The sequence below is a fragment of the Streptomyces endocoffeicus genome (assembly GCF_016741935.1).
GTDB classification, from domain to species: Bacteria; Actinomycetota; Actinomycetes; order Streptomycetales; family Streptomycetaceae; genus Streptomyces; species Streptomyces endocoffeicus.
The window spans coordinates 536,851-552,896 of the sequence record NZ_JAERRG010000002.1 but is presented as its reverse complement, the minus strand read 5'-3'; the positions used below and the strand labels follow the sequence as shown (position 1 = coordinate 552,896).

Annotated in this window: 13 protein-coding genes; 3 read left to right on the top strand and 10 right to left on the bottom strand. The window is 71.2% G+C overall.

Translation table 11 applies throughout. The features are described 5' to 3' along the window. Position 1 precedes the first annotated feature (1 nt). The 6 genes from JK364_RS09780 to hrcA form a co-directional block, all read right to left on the bottom strand. On the bottom strand, positions 2–361 hold the full coding sequence (locus tag JK364_RS09780; protein WP_201849647.1) for a histidine triad nucleotide-binding protein: 360 nt from the start codon (positions 359–361) through the stop codon (positions 2–4). A 77-nt stretch (positions 362–438) separates the two neighbouring features. Continuing rightward, on the bottom strand, positions 439–1,179 hold the full coding sequence (locus tag JK364_RS09775; RefSeq protein ID WP_201849645.1) for a hypothetical protein: 741 nt from the start codon (positions 1,177–1,179) through the stop codon (positions 439–441). Positions 1,180–1,290: 111 nt separating this feature from the next. Continuing rightward, positions 1,291–2,034 carry a 16S rRNA (uracil(1498)-N(3))-methyltransferase gene (locus JK364_RS09770; RefSeq protein ID WP_201849643.1) on the bottom strand — a complete coding sequence of 248 codons (744 nt, stop codon included), beginning with the start codon at positions 2,032–2,034 and terminating at the stop codon, positions 1,291–1,293. Then, positions 2,031–3,122, bottom strand: coding sequence for a nitronate monooxygenase (locus JK364_RS09765; protein ID WP_201849641.1), 1,092 nt, complete (start codon positions 3,120–3,122; stop codon positions 2,031–2,033). The genes JK364_RS09770 and JK364_RS09765 overlap by 4 nt, the downstream gene beginning before the upstream one ends. A gap of 78 nt (positions 3,123–3,200) precedes the next feature. Continuing rightward, positions 3,201–4,334, bottom strand: a complete 1,134-nt coding sequence (gene dnaJ, locus JK364_RS09760; RefSeq protein ID WP_201849638.1) for a molecular chaperone DnaJ — start codon at positions 4,332–4,334, stop codon at positions 3,201–3,203. Continuing rightward, a complete protein-coding gene (hrcA, locus tag JK364_RS09755; RefSeq protein WP_201849637.1) occupies positions 4,335–5,351 on the bottom strand; it encodes a heat-inducible transcriptional repressor HrcA in 1,017 nt (338 codons plus the stop codon). A gap of 164 nt (positions 5,352–5,515) precedes the next feature. Here hrcA and JK364_RS09750 point away from each other — a divergent pair, with 164 nt between their 5' ends. After that, complete coding sequence (locus JK364_RS09750; RefSeq protein WP_201849635.1) at positions 5,516–6,250, top strand: MBL fold metallo-hydrolase; 735 nt, start codon at positions 5,516–5,518, stop codon at positions 6,248–6,250. A 108-nt stretch (positions 6,251–6,358) separates the two neighbouring features. Next, positions 6,359–7,180: a DUF3097 domain-containing protein gene (locus tag JK364_RS09745; RefSeq protein ID WP_201849633.1), complete on the top strand. Its 822-nt coding sequence runs from the start codon at positions 6,359–6,361 to the stop codon at positions 7,178–7,180. Between the two features lie 143 nt (positions 7,181–7,323). Here JK364_RS09745 and hemW read toward each other — a convergent pair whose 3' ends face one another. From hemW to lepA, 4 genes are all read right to left on the bottom strand, one after another. Continuing rightward, a complete protein-coding gene (hemW, locus tag JK364_RS09740; protein ID WP_201849631.1) occupies positions 7,324–8,556 on the bottom strand; it encodes a radical SAM family heme chaperone HemW in 1,233 nt (410 codons plus the stop codon). A 365-nt stretch (positions 8,557–8,921) separates the two neighbouring features. Then, on the bottom strand, positions 8,922–10,973 hold the full coding sequence (locus JK364_RS09735) for a SpoIIE family protein phosphatase (protein WP_307841208.1): 2,052 nt from the start codon (positions 10,971–10,973) through the stop codon (positions 8,922–8,924). Between the two features lie 236 nt (positions 10,974–11,209). Further along, positions 11,210–13,099 carry an AMP-dependent synthetase/ligase gene (locus JK364_RS09730; RefSeq protein WP_201849627.1) on the bottom strand — a complete coding sequence of 630 codons (1,890 nt, stop codon included), beginning with the start codon at positions 13,097–13,099 and terminating at the stop codon, positions 11,210–11,212. Between the two features lie 285 nt (positions 13,100–13,384). Next, positions 13,385–15,262 carry a translation elongation factor 4 gene (gene lepA, locus JK364_RS09725; RefSeq protein ID WP_201849625.1) on the bottom strand — a complete coding sequence of 626 codons (1,878 nt, stop codon included), beginning with the start codon at positions 15,260–15,262 and terminating at the stop codon, positions 13,385–13,387. A 265-nt stretch (positions 15,263–15,527) separates the two neighbouring features. Between lepA and rpsT the strand changes: the two genes are divergently transcribed. Next, complete coding sequence (rpsT, locus tag JK364_RS09720; RefSeq protein WP_201849623.1) at positions 15,528–15,794, top strand: 30S ribosomal protein S20; 267 nt, start codon at positions 15,528–15,530, stop codon at positions 15,792–15,794. Positions 15,795–16,046 lie beyond the last annotated feature (252 nt).

The window sequence follows — 16,046 nt, the reverse complement described above, 5'->3', positions numbered from 1 at the left end:
GTTATCCGGGGGGCCAGTTGAGCCCGCGGCCGCCCAGGACGTGGGCATGCGCGTGGAAGACGGTCTGACCGGCGCCGGAGCCGGTGTTGAACACCACGCGGTAGCCCGTCTCGTCGAGCTTCTCGTCCGCGGCGACCGCGCCCGCCTCGCGCAGCACATCCGCGGTGGCCTGCGGATCGGCCGCCGCGAGGGAGGCGGCGTCCGGGTGGTGCGCCTTGGGGATCACCAGGACGTGCGTGGGCGCCTGGGGGTTTATGTCACGAAAGGCGACGGTGGTGTCCGTCTCCCGGACGACGGTGGCCGGCACCTCCCCCGACACAATCTTGCAGAACAGGCAGTCCGCCTGCGGTTCTCCCGCCACCGGTGGCTCCTCAGGGATCGTCGGCACGTACGGTCCGGATGGTACCGGGAGGGCCTGTCGACGGAAGCGATCGCGGGCTATTCGCTCCGACCGCCGCCCCCGGTGCCGCCCTTACCGTCCTCACCGGCGCCGTCGCCGGCACCGGCCTGACCGGCGCCGCCCTCGGTGGACGGGTGCTCCCAGGGATGGCTGCGGGTCGGCTCGGGAGCCTCGGTGGTCCGGTGCTCCCAAGGGTGGCTGCGAGTCGGCTCAGGGGCCTCGGTGGTCCGGTGCTCCCAAGGGGGGCTGCGGGTCGGCTCAGGGGCCTCCGTGGTCCGGTGCTCCCAGGGGGGACTGCGGGTCGGCCGGGGGCTCTCGGTGTCCCGGCCGCCGCCCTGGCACTCCCCGATCACATTCGCCTCGAAGACCTTCCGGCCGTCCACCTGGCCGGTCAAGTCCCCCCGGACGCAGTGGTCCGCCCGGACGTAGGTGACCCGGCCCCTGACCCTGACGTCCTTGTCGTTGTCGGTCCTGCCGTGGCAGTCCACCCGGGCGTCGGTCTCCCCGGCCCGCTCGCTCTGCGAGGGCGAGGCGGCACCCGCCGTACGGCCGTGCCTGAACTCGGCGTTGCAGCTCATCCAGCGGACGCCGACACCGCCCCGCTCCAGCGCCTCGGTGGCGACCTGGTCCGTGGTGATCGCGACCGTCACGGAGCTGATGCCGCCGCCGGTCGGCTCACATGCCGTCACCGCGGCCGCCACCGCGCCGACCGCCGCGACGGCGAAGAGCGTCCGTAGCCGACTTGCCCGCCGTGCCTGCCGTGCCCGTCCTGCCCGCATTGCCTGGCTCAATACCCCCATAGGGGGTAGGTTCCCATCGGCCGGCGCGAACCGGAAGGCCGTCCTCGGCCAGGTGCGGGCGTACCCGGCGAGGGGCCCGGAAGGGGCCTCTCACCCCCAGCGGCCGGTGCGGCCGAGCAGCAGCGCGGCGGCCGCCGTTCCCGCCGTGGAGGTGCGCAGCACGCTCGGGCCCAGCCGGTACGGCCGCGCGCCCGCCTCGGCGAAGGCCGCCAACTCCTCCGGGGACACGCCCCCTTCGGGCCCGACGACCAGCACGATCTCGCCACTGGCGGGCAGTTGGGCCGCCGCGAGCGGTTCCCCGCCCTCCTCGTGGAGCACGGCGGCGAATTGGGCTTCGGCGAGAAGCCGGGCAACCTGCCGGGTGGTCATCGCGTCCGTGACCTCGGGGAAGGTCAGCCGACGGGACTGCTTGCCCGCCTCGCGCGCGGTCGACCGCCACTTGCCGAGCGCCTTGAGGCCGCGCTCGCCCTTCCACTGGGTGACGCAGCGGGCGGCCGACCACGGCACGACGGCGTCCACGCCGGTCTCCGTCATGGTCTCCACCGCCAGCTCGCCCCGGTCGCCCTTGGGCAGCGCCTGGACGACGGTGATCCTCGGGTCCGGGGCGGCCTCCCGGCGCACCTCGTCCACCGCGACCTCGAGCCGGTCCTTGCCCTCGACCGCCGCCACGGTGCCCTGGACGCCCGTACCGTGACCGTCCGTCAGCACCACTGGCTCACCGACGCGCAGCCGCCTTACGGACACCGCGTGGCGCCCCTCCGGGCCCTCCAGCCGGACCCGGACCCCCGCGGCCGCCCCCGCCAGGGAGTCGGCCACGAACACCGGGGCGGTCACGACACCGCACCCCGCTGGGGCTGAAGCCCCAACGCGGCCCGCGCCGCGTCGAGTTCCACCGCGAGCGTCTCCACCAGCCGCGCGGCGGGCAGGTCACGCGCCAGCCGGTGGCCCTGCCCGGCCCACAGCGCCATCCCCTGGGGGTCGCCCGCCTTCGCGGCCGCCTTACGGAGGCCGGAGGTCATGTGGTGCAGCTGGGGGTAGGCGGCGGGCGCGTACGGGCCGTGCTCGCGCATGAAGCGGTTGACCAGGCCCCGGGCCGGGCGCCCGGAGAAGGCGCGGGTCAGCTCGGTGCGGCCGAACAGCGGATCCGTCATCGCCTGCTTGTGCAGGGCGTTCGCCCCGGACTCGGGGCACACCAGGAACGCGGTCCCCAGCTGGGCCGCGACCGCGCCCGCGGACAGCGCGGCGGCGATCTGCGAACCGCGCATGATCCCGCCCGCCGCGATGATCGGGATCTGGACGTACTCACGGACCAGCGTGATCAGCGACAGCAGCCCGAGCCCGACACCCATCCCGTCCGCGGCCGGATCATTGCTGTACGTGCCCTGATGGCCGCCCGCCTCGACGCCCTGCACACAGACGGCGTCGGCGCCCGCCCACTGGGCGGTCTGCGCCTCGACGGGCGAGGTCACGGTCACGACCGTACGGGTGCCGACCTTGGCGAGGGCGTCGAGGACGGCGCGGGTCGGGCAGCCGAAGGTGAACGAGACGACCGGGACCGGATTGTCGAGGAGCACCGCCAGCTTGGCGTCGTACGCGTCGTCCGAGCCCGACTCCGGGTCGCCCAGCAAGGTCTCGTACCAGGCCGCCTCGCCCGTGAGCCGCTCGCCGTAGGCCGCGACGGTGGCCGGGTCGGGGTTGGGCGGCTGCGGCATGAACAGATTCATGCCGAAGGGCCGGTCGGTCAGCCCCCGCAGCTGTTTGATCTCCTCATACATCGCCTCCGGCGTCTTGTAGCCGGCAGCGAGGAAACCGAGGCCACCGGCCTCGGAGACAGTGGCGGCGAGCTGCGGGCAGGAGGCTCCACCCGCCATCGGCGCCTGCACGATCGGGTACCGGTAAAGATCGGTCAGCGCGGAGGACATGGCCACATCGTGTCATGCCCTCCGCACCGGCTCACCACCGGATCAAGGGCGCCGCGAGCCGATTCCCGGCCGAAGCGCCTACCGCCCGTTGAACGCATCCTTCAGGCGCGAGAACAGCCCCTGCTGCCCCGGTTTGAACTCGCCGATCGGGCGCTCCTCACCGCGCAGCTTGGACAGCCGCCGCAGCAGTTCCTCCTGCTCCGGGTCCAGCTTGGTCGGGGTGGTCACCTCGACATGCACGATCAGATCGCCCCGGCCGCCGCCCCGCAGATGGGTGACACCGCGCTGGTGCAGCGGGATCGACTGGCCGGACTGGGTGCCGGGCCGGATGTCGACCTCCTCCAGGCCGTCCAGCGTCTCCAGCGGCACCTTGGTACCCAGCGCCGCCGCCGTCATCGGGATGGTCACCGTGCAGTGCATATCGTCGCCGCGCCGCTGGAAGACCGGGTGCGGGAGTTCATGGATCTCCACGTAGAGGTCGCCCGCCGGGCCGCCGCCCGGTCCGACCTCGCCCTCACCGGCCAGCTGGATCCTGGTGCCGTTGTCCACACCGGCGGGGATCTTCACCGTAAGGGTGCGCCGCGAGCGGATCCGGCCGTCGCCCGCGCACTCCGGGCACGGGGTCGGCACCACGGTGCCGAAGCCCTGGCACTGGGGGCACGGCCGCGAGGTCATGACCTGGCCCAGGAAGGACCGCGTCACCTGGGAGACCTCACCGCGGCCACGGCACATGTCACAGGTCTGCGCCGAGGTGCCCGGCGCCGCGCCCTCGCCGCTGCACGTCGTGCAGACGACCGCGGTGTCGACCTGGATGTCCTTGGTGGTCCCGAACGCGGCCTCGCTGAGCTCCACGTCCAGCCGGATCATCGCGTCCTGACCACGCCGGGTCCTGGAACGCGGACCGCGCTGCGAGGCGGTGCCGAAGAACGCGTCCATGATGTCGGAGAAGTTGCCGAAACCCGCGCCGAAGCCGCCGGCGCCACCGCCGCCAGGCCCGGCATTCGGGTCCCCGCCCAGGTCGTAGACCTGCTTCTTCTGCGGATCCGACAAGACCTCGTAAGCGGCGTTGATCTCCTTGAACCGCTCCTGGGTCTTCGGATCCGGGTTCACGTCCGGATGCAGCTCGCGGGCGAGCCGCCGGAATGCCTTCTTGATCTGGTCCTGCGAGGCATCACGGGGCACGCCCAGGACTGCGTAGTAGTCCGTCGCCACTTACGACTCCGCCAGGATCTGTCCGACGTAACGTGCCACTGCGCGTACCGCTCCCATCGTTCCGGGGTAGTCCATGCGGGTCGGTCCGACCACGCCGAGTTTGGCGACCGCCTCGTCGCCGGAACCGTAGCCGACCGCGACGACCGAGGTGGCAGTGAGCCCCTCGTGAACATTCTCATGCCCGATCCGCACGGTCATACCCGAGTCCTTGGCCTCGCCCAGCAACTTGAGGAGGACGACCTGCTCCTCGAGTGCCTCCAGAACGGGCCGGATCGTCAGGGGGAAATCATGCACGAAACGCGTGAGGTTCGCGGTGCCGCCGATCATCAGCCGCTCCTCGGTCTCCTCCACAAGCGTCTCGAGCAAGGTCGACAGTACGGTCGAGACGGTCCCCCGGTCCTCCTGTTCGAAGGATTCCGGAAGATCCTGCACCAACTGCGGCACATCCGCGAAACGCCGCCCCACGACCCGGCTGTTGAGCCGGGCGCGCAGATCGGCGAGCGAATCCTCGGTGACCGGGGTGGGGCAGTCGACCATGCGCTGCTCCACCCGGCCGGTGTCGGTGATCAGCACCAGCATCACCCGGGCCGGGGCCAGCGGGAGCAGCTCCACATGGCGCACCGTCGAACGGGTCAGCGACGGATACTGCACCACCGCCACCTGCCGGGTCAGCTGCGCCAGCAGCCGGACCGTGCGCCCCACCACGTCGTCGAGGTCGACCGCCCCGTCCAGGAAGTTCTGAATGGCCCGCCGCTCCGGGCTGGACAGCGGCTTGACTCCGGCCAGCTTGTCCACGAAGAGGCGATAGCCCTTGTCCGTGGGGATCCGCCCGGCGCTCGTATGCGGCTGGGCGATGAAGCCCTCGTCCTCCAGAGCGGCCATGTCGTTACGCACCGTGGCCGGGGAGACCCCCAGCCGGTGCCGCTCGGTGAGCGCCTTGGAGCCGACCGGCTCCTCCGTCCCCACATAGTCCTGGACAATGGCACGCAGCACTTCGAGTCTGCGTTCGCTGAGCACCCCGCGCACCTCCAGTCCAGCGGTCTCATCAGGTCGTCCGCCTGGCACTCACCGGGCACGAGTGCCAGAACCCCTCCGCCAGTGTACGGCGGGGTGCGGTGGCATGGGCAAGAGCCGCCGCTGGCAGCAACTCTCCCCCATCCCCGTTGAGCTAGCGTCGCGGTATGGAGACGTGTTGGGAAGAGGCGGGCTGGGAGCGACTCGCGCCCGGTGTGGCCCGCCGTCGGATGCCGGAGTGGGACGAGACGGTCGGCGTGGTCGTCGGCCGGACCGACATCCTCGTCGTGGACACCGGCGCGACCCTGCGCGCCGGGGCCGAGCTGCGCTCCGGGATCACCCGGCTGACCGGCCGCCGCCCCACCCGGATCGCGCTCACCCATCCGCACTTCGACCACGTCCTGGGCTCGGCCGCCTTCGCGGGCTGCGAGGTCTACGGGGCCACGGGACTGGACGAGCTGCTGCGCCGTGAGCGGGAGACGCTGCGGGAGGACGCGATCCGCCACGGGGTGGACCGGGACGCCGCCACCGAGGCCGTGGACCATCTGGCCTCCCCGCACCACCTGGTCTGCGGGGAGCTCAGCCTCGACCTCGGCGGCCGTACGGTGCTGCTCGCCAATGTGGGGCCCGGCCACACCGCCCATGATCTGGCCGTTCTGGTGCCCGGCCGGCCCGAGGTGGTCTTCTGTGGCGATCTGGTGGAGGAGTCCGGCACACCCCAGGCCGGGCCCGACGCGATCCCCGGCCACTGGCCCGCCGCGCTCGACCGGCTGCTCGCCCTCGGCGGCGCGGACGCGCGGTACGTCCCGGGGCACGGCTCCGTCGTGGACGCCGCGTTCGTACGGGCCCAACGCGACGAACTGGCCGCCCGCTTCGGCGTGCCCGGCCGGCCGCCGCTCTAGTCGTTCGCCTAGGGGTGTCCGGCGGGTCGACCCGCCGGACACCCCGTGTTATCCGGCCAGTTGTGCTTCTGCGGGAGCGGGTGGCCCTCGCGCGCTATCGTCACCCGGATGCGACAGTACGACCCGGATCTGACCCCGCCCTGGAAGCGGCAGCGGCCCGCCCCCGAGGTCCCCGCCGAACCGGACCTCGTCGTGGAGGAGGTCACCACCGGATTCTGTGGTGCCGTGATCCGCTGCGAGAAGACCGCCCAGGGTCCGACGGTCACTCTGGAGGACCGCTTCGGCAAACATCGCGTCTTCCCCATGGAACCGCGCGGTTTTCTGCTCGAGGGGCGTGTCGTCACCCTCGTACGCCCGCGCGCGGCGGCCCCCAGCGCTCCCCAGCGCACGGCCTCGGGGTCGATCGCCGTGCCGGGAGCACGTGCGAGGGTCGCCCGCGCCGGGCGCATCTATGTCGAGGGGCGCCATGACGCGGAGCTGGTCGAGCGGGTCTGGGGCGACGATCTGCGCATCGAGGGCGTCGTCGTGGAGTACCTGGAGGGCGTCGACGACCTGCCCGCCATCGTCGACGACTTCGCCCCCGGCCCGGACGCCCGGCTCGGCGTCCTCGTCGACCATCTGGTGACGGGCTCCAAGGAGTCCCGTATCGCCGCTCAGGTCACCGGCGAGCATGTGCTGGTCCTCGGCCACCCCTACATCGACATCTGGGAGGCCGTGAAGCCGTCCTCCGTCTCCATCCCGGCCTGGCCGGCGGTGCCGCACGGCCAGGACTGGAAGAAGGGCGTCTGCCGCGCCCTGGGCTGGCCGGAGAACACCGGGGCCGCCTGGCAGCGGATCCTGTCCTCGGTCCACTCCTACAAGGACCTCCAGCCGGAGCTCCTGGGGAGGGTGGAGGAATTGATCGACTTCGTGACGGCCCCACAGGGCTGACGGCCGCCGCAAGAGGCTGATGGCCGCCGCAAGAGGATGGCCTCCGTAAGGGGCTGACGGCGGCTGTAAGGAGCTCATGGTCTCCGTACGGGAATGGCTCCCGGAAGGGCTAATGGGCTCCCGTACGGGCTAACGGCCCCGCCTCAGTCCACCAGGTCCCGCACCACCGCGTCCGCCAGCAGCCGCCCCCGGAGCGTGAGCACGGCCTGCCCGCGCCCGTACGGCTCCGGCTCCAGCAGGCCGTCCTCCAGGGCCCGTGCCGCGGCCGCCGCCCCGGCCGGGCGCAGCAGCTCCAGCGGGCAGCCCTCGACCAGCCGCAGCTCCAGCAGGATCCGCTCCACCCGGCGCTCCTCGGCGGACAGCAGCTCCCGGCCCGCGCCGGGCGACCGGCCCTCGCCCAGGGCCTGTGCGTACGCCCCGGGGTGCTTCACGTTCCACCACCGCACACCGCCCACGTGGCTGTGCGCGCCGGGGCCCGCGCCCCACCAGTCGGCGCCGCGCCAGTACAGCTCGTTGTGGCGGCAGCGCCCGGCGGGCGAGGTGGCCCAGTTGGAGACCTCGTACCAGGCGAACCCGGCAGCCGACAGGGTCTCCTCGGCGATCAGATAGCGGTCCGCGTGCACATCGTCGTCGGTCATCGGCACCTCGCCGCGCCGGATCCGCCGCGCCAGTTGGGTGCCCTCCTCCACGATCAGCGCATAGGCCGACACATGGTCCGGGCCCGCCCCCAGGGCCGCCTCCAGGGAGGCCCGCCAGTCCGCGTCGCTCTCGCCGGGCGTCCCGTAGATCAGGTCCAGGTTCACATGGCCGAATCCGGCCGCCCGCGCCTCGGCCACACACGCCTCCGGGCGCCCCGGGGTGTGCGTACGGTCCAGCACCTTCAGGACATGCTGCCGGGCGCTCTGCATCCCGAAGGAGATCCGGTTGAAGCCCGCCTCGCGCAGCTCCGCCAGATACCGCGGATCGACCGACTCCGGATTGGCCTCGGTCGTGACCTCGGCCCCCTCGGCCAGCCCGAACTCGTCCCGGATCGCCGCGAGCATCCGCCCGAGGTCCGCCGCCGCGAGCAGGGTCGGGGTCCCACCGCCGACGAACACGGTCTCCACGGTCCGCGGGTCGTCCCCCAGCACCTTCCGCGCCAGCCGTACCTCCTCGACGACCTGCTCGGCGTAGTTGTCCCGCGAGGCGAGCACCCCGCCGGAACCGCGCAGCTCACTGGTGGTGTAGGTGTTGAAATCGCAGTAGCCGCAGCGGGTGGCGCAGTACGGCACATGCAGATAGAAACCCAGCGGGCGCCGCTCCGCCCCCGCCAAAGCGCTCGCGGGCAGTGCGCCGTCCTCGGGCATGGGCTCACCATCAGGCAATACGGAAGGCATGCCCCCATTGTCCGGCACGACCGGCGCCACCCGGGACCGCGAGACGGTGCCCGGACGCGACGGCCCCCGGCGACCGGGCCTACGGGGTGTCCGGCGGACCACGCGGCGGAGCCGCATATCGGTGCCGCGGGAAGGGCTGGGGTGGAGCCCCCGGGTCCGGGGGCTGGGGTGGAGCCCCCGGATCCGGGGTCTGGGGTGGAGCCCCCGGGTCCGGGGTCTGGGGCGGGACCCCAGGGCCGGGGTCTGGGGCGGGACCCCAGGGCCGGGGTCTGGGGCGGGGCCCCAGTTTCGGGAAGGGGCGGGGAGGGGAGCGGCCCGCCGCAGGCGTCACGACCCGCCGACGCCCCTGGAGCACCGGATACTCCCTAGAGCACCTTCAGGACCAGCATCGCCAGGTCGTCGTCCGGCGGCTCCGCCGCGAACTCGTCCACCGCCCGGCGCACCCGCTCCGCGACCTGCCGCGCGCTCAGCCCCGCGCACAGCGCGAACGCCGCCGCCAGGCCGTCCTCGTCGTCGAACTGCCGGTCGCCCGATCGGTGCTCCGTCACCCCGTCCGTCACACAGAGCAGCGTTTCCCCGGGCGTCAGATCGAACGATTCACTCTCGTACGACACATCGTCCACGACGCCCAGCAGTATCTGCGGCGCCGCGACCGTCCGCACCTCGCCGTCGGGCCCCAGCACCAGCGGCAGCGGATGTCCCGCACTGGCCAGCGTGCAGCGCACCCCCAGGCCGTCGCCCAGCGGCTCCAGCTCCCCGTACAGCAGCGACAGGAACCGCGCGACCCCGCCGCCCGCCGGCAGCCCCGCGCCTCCGACCAGACCGCCGTCCACCAGCTCCACGACCCCGGCGGGGCCTCCCACGGCCTCCACACCGGCCACCACGGCCTCCGCGGCGCCCTCGACGGCCTGCTCCACCGCCTCCTCGCCCAGCAGCTGGTTGAGCCGGTCCAGGACCTCTCCCACGCCGTACCCCTCGCGGGCGAGCAGCCGCAGCCAGGGCCGGACGAGGCCGGTCACCACGGCCGCCTCCGGGCCGTTCCCGCAGACGTCGCCCAGGACGAAGCACCAGCGGCCGTCACCGGCCGGGAAGACGTCGTAGAAGTCGCCCCCGGCGGAGATCTCGCCGGTCGGCTCGTACACCACCGCCGACTCGACCCCGGGGATCCGCGGGATCACGGACGGCAGCAGCCCGCGCTGGAGCACCCGGCTGATGGTCGCCTGCCGGGTGTAGCGGCGGGCGGAGGCGAGCGCAAGGGCGACGCGGCGGGCGAAGTCCTCGATCAGGCCGACCACTTCGGCCGGCATCCGCACCAGCCCGGCCCGCCCCAGCAGCAGCGTGCCGAGCGCACGGCCGCCCGCCACCAGCCGGCACGCGAGGGCCGCGCCGCCGGGCCCGTACGCGGCGGGGTCGGCCGGCCAGGGCCACTCCACGGCACTGCCGCGGACGGCGGTGGGCACATGGGGCGGCTCCTTCTCCAGCACCTGCCGCAGGCCCTCGATGCGCCCCTCGCTGGCGTGCCAGACCCGGGCCAGTCGCGGCGGGCCGCTGGTGGAGTCGAGCCAGATCGCGCACCAGTCGGCGAGCCGGGGCACCAGCAGCTGTCCGGCGAGCGAGGTCACCATGTCCTCGTCGAACTGCCCGGCCAGCAGATCGGACGCCTCGGCGAGGAAGGCGAGCGCGCCGCGCTGGGTCCACTCGGGGTCGCGGCGGACCGGAACGAGGCCCTGCGCGGGCGCGACGATCTCGACGGCCTCGATGCCCTCCTTACGGCCTTCACCGCCGGGCCCCAGGCCCTCGGGGACGACCCCCGTCCCGAAGCCGCCGTCCGGCCCGGCCGCGGTCGCGTTCACCGCGTCCATGGCATCGATGGCGTCCACGGCAGCCGCGGCGTCCATGAAGGCCGAGCCCATGCCGCCCGCGACGGCCGGGCCCGTGGGCGCCACCGCCATCTGGAACCACACCGACTTGGTCGCCCGCCGGTAGGTCGTCCCCCAGGACTCGGCGATCTCGGCCACCAGCCGCAGCCCGTGGCCCCCGGCGTACTCCGGCGGCTCGTCCGCGTCCGGCGGATCGCCGCGCACCACCCGGGTGGGATGGTGATCGGTCACCTCCACCACCAGGGACGGCGGCTCGCCCTCGCGGTCCGACACATCCAGCGCACAGCTCACCTCGACGGCGGTGCCGGCGTGCACCACCGCGTTGGTGACCAGCTCGCTCACCAGCAGTATGGCCTCGTCCGCCACCTGGTCGGTGACCCGGTCGGCGGCCGGGACCTCGAGCGCGGCCCAGTCGGCGAGGGCGGCACGGACGAACCGGCGCGCGGCCGAGGCCGCGAGCGGACTGCAGGGCAGGCTGACGCGTGCCGATGCGCTGGTACGGACGGGGCCGACCCCACCCCCGACCGGTAGAACCACCCCACCGCCCTCAACCGAACCACCAGAAGTGGCAGAAGATGACGTCCCCACTGTGCGGCTCCTGAAGAAGCTCCGTCATAACGCCGTATCCGTAACCGTATCCGGCACGGACAGAGTGACAGACGGACCGCCCTCATATGCACCGGGTTACGCAAGTGAACCGCGATAAGGGGAAAATTCATGTGTCCGGCGGGCCGGTCAACCTGAAATCCGGTGCGGGGTCGTATCCTTGCCCGTTAAACCTCTCGCGTGCCCGCGTACATGTCCTCGATCAGGGCCTTGTACTCGCGCTCGACGACCGGGCGCTTGAGCTTCAGGCTGGGCGTCAACTCCCCGTGCTCCACGTCCAGATCGCGGGGCAGCAGCCGGAACTTCTTGATCGTCTGCCAGCGCTGCAGCCCGTCATTGAGCCGCTGCACATGGCCGCCGATCAGCTCCCGCACCTCATCGGTGTCCATGACCTCCGCATAGGTCTTGCCGCCGAGGCCGTGGCCGTCCGCCCACTTCATGATCGTGGGCTCGTCGAGGGCGATCAGCGCGGTGCAGTAATTGCGGTCGGCGCCGTGCACCAGGATGTTGGAGACGAACGGGCACACCGCCTTGAACTGGCCCTCGATCTCCGCCGGGGCCACGTACTTGCCGCCCGAGGTCTTGATCAGGTCCTTCTTGCGGTCGGTGATCCGCAGATAGCCGTCGGGGGACAGCTCGCCGATGTCCCCGGTGTGGAACCAGCCGTCGGACTCCAGCACCTGCTCGGTCAGCTCCGGCAGCCCGTGGTAGCCCTGCATGAGGCCGGGGCCGCGCAGCAGCACCTCGCCGTCCTCGGCGAACCGCACCTCCAGGCCCGGGAACGCCTTGCCGACCGTACCGGTGCGGTAGTCCGGCGGGTTGAGGAAACTGGCGGCGCTGGACTCGGTCAGACCGTAGCCCTCCAGGATGTTGATCCCGGCGCCCGCGAAGAAGTAGCCGATGTCGGGCGCGAGCGCGGCGGAGCCGGACACCGCGGCCCGCAGCCGGCCGCCGAACGCCTCGCGCAGCTTGCCGTAGACCAGCTTGTCGGCCACCGCGTGCTGGGCCCGGAGGCCGAAGGGCACGGAGGCGGTGCCGGTGCGGCGGAAATTGTCCTGAGAGACCCTGGCGTAGTCCCGGGCGACCTCGGCCGCCCACTGGAAGATCTTGTACTGGGCGCCCCCGCCCTCGCGCGCCCGCTGGGCCACCCCGTTGTAGACCTTCTCGAAGATCCGCGGCACGGCACACATATAGGTCGGCCGGACCACCGGCAGATTTTCGATGATCTTGTCGACCCGGCCGTCCACCGCCGTGGTGTGGCCGACGTAGATCTGCCCCGCCGTCAGCACCTTGCCGAAGACATGCGCGAGCGGCAGCCACAGGTACTGCACATCGTCGGGGAAGAGCAGTCCGTCCTGATTGCCGATCACAATGGCCATGTACGACCAGGAGTCATGCGCCAGGCGTACGCCCTTGGGGCGCCCGGTGGTACCGGAGGTGTAGATGAGCGTCGCCAGCTGATCGCTGCGCAGGGCGTCCATCCGCTCCCGTACGGCGTCCGGCCGCTGTTCCAGCAGGGCCGTGCCCCGCTTCTCCAGCTCGGTGAGCGACAGCACCCAGCCCTCGGGGTCGTCCGCGGCGGGGACCGCGTCATCGGCCTGGATCACCACCACATGGGCCAGCTCGGGGAGTTCCGCGCGCTGCGCCCGCACCTTGGCGAGCTGCGCCGCGTCCTCGGCGATCAGCACCCGGCTGCCGGAGTCGGAGAGGATGAAGGAGGTCTCGTCGGCGTTGGTGGTCGGGTAGACCGTGGTGGTGGCCGCGCCCGCGCACAGCACGCCGAGGTCGGCCAGGATCCACTCCACGCGGGTCGAGGCGGCCAGCGCCACCCGCTCCTCGGGGCGGATGCCCAGATCGATCAGCCCGGCGGCGATGGCGAAGACCCGATCCGCGCTTTCCCGCCAGGTCAGCGGCCGCCACTCAGCGGGGCCCGTGCCCGAGGCAGGAGGCACCGGATACCGGTACGCCTCCTTGTCCGGTGTCGCCTCGACGCGCTGGAGGAAGTGCGTCGCCAGGGACGGCGGCCGGTTCTCGAGCAAGTTCTGTGTGTCGGTCACGGCATCCTCCGGGGCCCGCATCATTGCTTGGTGACTCGCGAGTAACCTTCAAGTAGGTGATCAGGGTAGGGGCCGAATCCTTACGGCGTAAGGGGGTCAGGTCACGTTGTTCTCACGAGATGCCCGAGAGAAGCCCCGGAAGGCTGCGGGCCCGGCGCATCCATCACGCCGGGCCCGCTGACCACACTGTCCCCGGTGGGCGGTTCCTTCCGTCCCGGCGGGTGATATCTGCTTTTTCGCCTTGATCTACTTCTTCTTCGCCTTGATCTACTTCTTGGCCTTGATCTACTTCTTCGCCTTGGAGTCCTTGCCGTCGGAGTCGGAGGACAGCACCGCGATGAAGGCCTCCTGGGGCACCTCCACGTTGCCGACCATCTTCATCCGCTTCTTGCCTTCCTTCTGCTTCTCCAGCAGCTTCCGCTTACGGGAGATGTCACCGCCGTAGCACTTGGCGAGGACGTCCTTACGGATGGCACGGACCGTCTCACGGGCGATCACCCGGGAGCCGATGGCCGCCTGGATGGGCACCTCGAAGTTCTGCCGCGGGATGAGCTCGCGCAGCTTGGCGACCAGCCGGACGCCGTACGCGTACGCCTTGTCCTTGTGGGTGATCGCCGAGAACGCGTCCACCTTGTCGCCGTGCAGCAGGATGTCGACCTTGACCAGCTCGGAGGTCTGCTCACCGGTGGGTTCGTAGTCGAGCGAGGCATAGCCGCGGGTCTTGGACTTCAGCTGGTCGAAGAAGTCGAAGACGACCTCGGCGAGCGGCAGGGTGTAGCGGATCTCGACCCGGTCCTCGGAGAGGTAGTCCATGCCGAGCAGCACACCGCGGCGGTTCTGGCACAGCTCCATGATCGCGCCGATGAACTCGCTCGGGGCGAGGATGGTGCCCCGGACGACCGGCTCATGCACCGTGTCGATCTTGCCCACCGGGAACTCGCTGGGGTTGGTCACCGTGTGCTCGGTGCCGTCCTCCATCTCCACCCGATAGACCACATTGGGCGCGGTGGCGATCAGGTCGAGATTGAATTCGCGCTCCAGGCGCTCACGGATGACCTCCAGGTGCAGCAGCCCGAGGAAGCCGACGCGGAAGCCGAAGCCGAGCGCGGCCGAGGTCTCCGGCTCGTAGACCAGCGCGGCATCGTTGAGCTGCAGCTTGTCCAGGGCCTCACGCAGCTCGGGGTAGTCCGAACCGTCCAGCGGATACAGCCCCGAGAACACCATCGGCTTGGGGTCCTTGTAGCCGCCCAGAGCCTCCTTCGCACCGCCTGTGACCTGGGTGATCGTGTCACCGACCTTGGACTGACGGACGTCCTTCACACCGGTGATCAGATAGCCCACCTCGCCCACGGACAGGCCATCGGCGGGGGTCATCTCCGGCGAGTTGGTGCCGATCTCCAGCAGCTCATGGGCGGCGCCGGTGGACATCATCCTGATCCGCTCGCGCTTGCTGAGCGTGCCGTCGACGACCTTCACATAGGTCACGACGCCCCGGTAGGCGTCATAGACGGAGTCGAAGATCATCGCGCGGGCGGGAGCGTCGTGGACGCCCACCGGGGCCGGCACCAGCTGGACGACCCGGTTCAGCAGCTCGGCCACGCCCTCGCCGGTCTTGGCGGAGACCTTCAGCACGTCGGAGGGGTCGCAGCCGATGAGGTGGGCGAGCTCGGCGGCGTACTTCTCGGGCTGGGCGGCGGGCAGGTCGATCTTGTTGAGGACCGGGATGATCGTGAGCTCGTGCTCCATCGCCAGATAGAGGTTGGCGAGGGTCTGGGCCTCGATGCCCTGGGCCGCGTCGACCAGCAGGATGCACCCCTCGCACGCGGCGAGGGAGCGCGAGACCTCATAGGTGAAGTCCACATGGCCGGGGGTGTCGATCATGTTGAGGATGTGGGTGGCGGACTCGCCGCCCTCGTCCATCGTCGGCGCCCAGGGCAGCCGGACCGCCTGGGACTTGATCGTGATGCCGCGCTCGCGCTCGATGTCCATGCGGTCGAGGTACTGCGAACGCATCTGCCGCTGATCAACCACACCGGTCAGCTGGAGCATGCGGTCGGCGAGCGTCGACTTGCCGTGGTCGATGTGCGCGATGATGCAGAAGTTACGGATCAGAGCCGGGTCGGTACGGCTCGGCTCCGGCACATTGGTAGGGGTCGCGGGCACGCAGGGTCCTGTGTCTAGGCGGGACTCGGTGTTATCGGTATTGGGTCAGTCCCGTCCATGGTCCCATGAACGGCGACCTCTTCCGGGTTTGGGACGCCATGGACCCTGCTGGTAACCTGGCCGACTGTGTCTCGTGCCCCCTCTTTCACGGAGATCTCCGAGGACATCTCCGCAGGGGGCTCCGTGGACGTCCTCCCGGACGTCTCGATGGGCGCGGACGCACCACGAAGCAAGTGAAACCCAACGAACCTGCGAAGGCTTTTACGTGGCGAACATCAAGTCCCAGATCAAGCGCAACAAGACGAACGAGAAGGCGCGCCTGCGCAACAAGGCGGTCAAGTCCGAGCTGAAGACCGCCATCCGCCGCACCCGCGAGGCCGTGGCCGCCGGTGACGCCGCGAAGGCCTCCGAGGCCATCCGCATCGCCTCGCGCAAGCTCGACAGGGCCGTCAGCAAGGGCGTTCTGCACAAGAACAACGCCGCCAACAAGAAGTCGGCGCTCGCCCAGCAGGTCTCCAGCATCCAGGGCTGACGCCTTCCGGAGCTGACCTCGAAGGCTGACGCCTTCCGGGGCTGCTCTCCGGCCGGTTTGGACACAGCGGTCCCTCTCACCCGCTCCGACCGGCAGCCGAGAGCCTCTTCAGCCCCTTCAGCGACACCGCGTCGCACGCGGCCTGCGTTCGCCACGCGGGTGCGACGCACTTGATCGACACGAAGGCCCCGCGCCTGTCCTTTCCCCAAGGACAGCGCGGGGCTTTCGCGCTCAATGCGGGTATGTTCACGT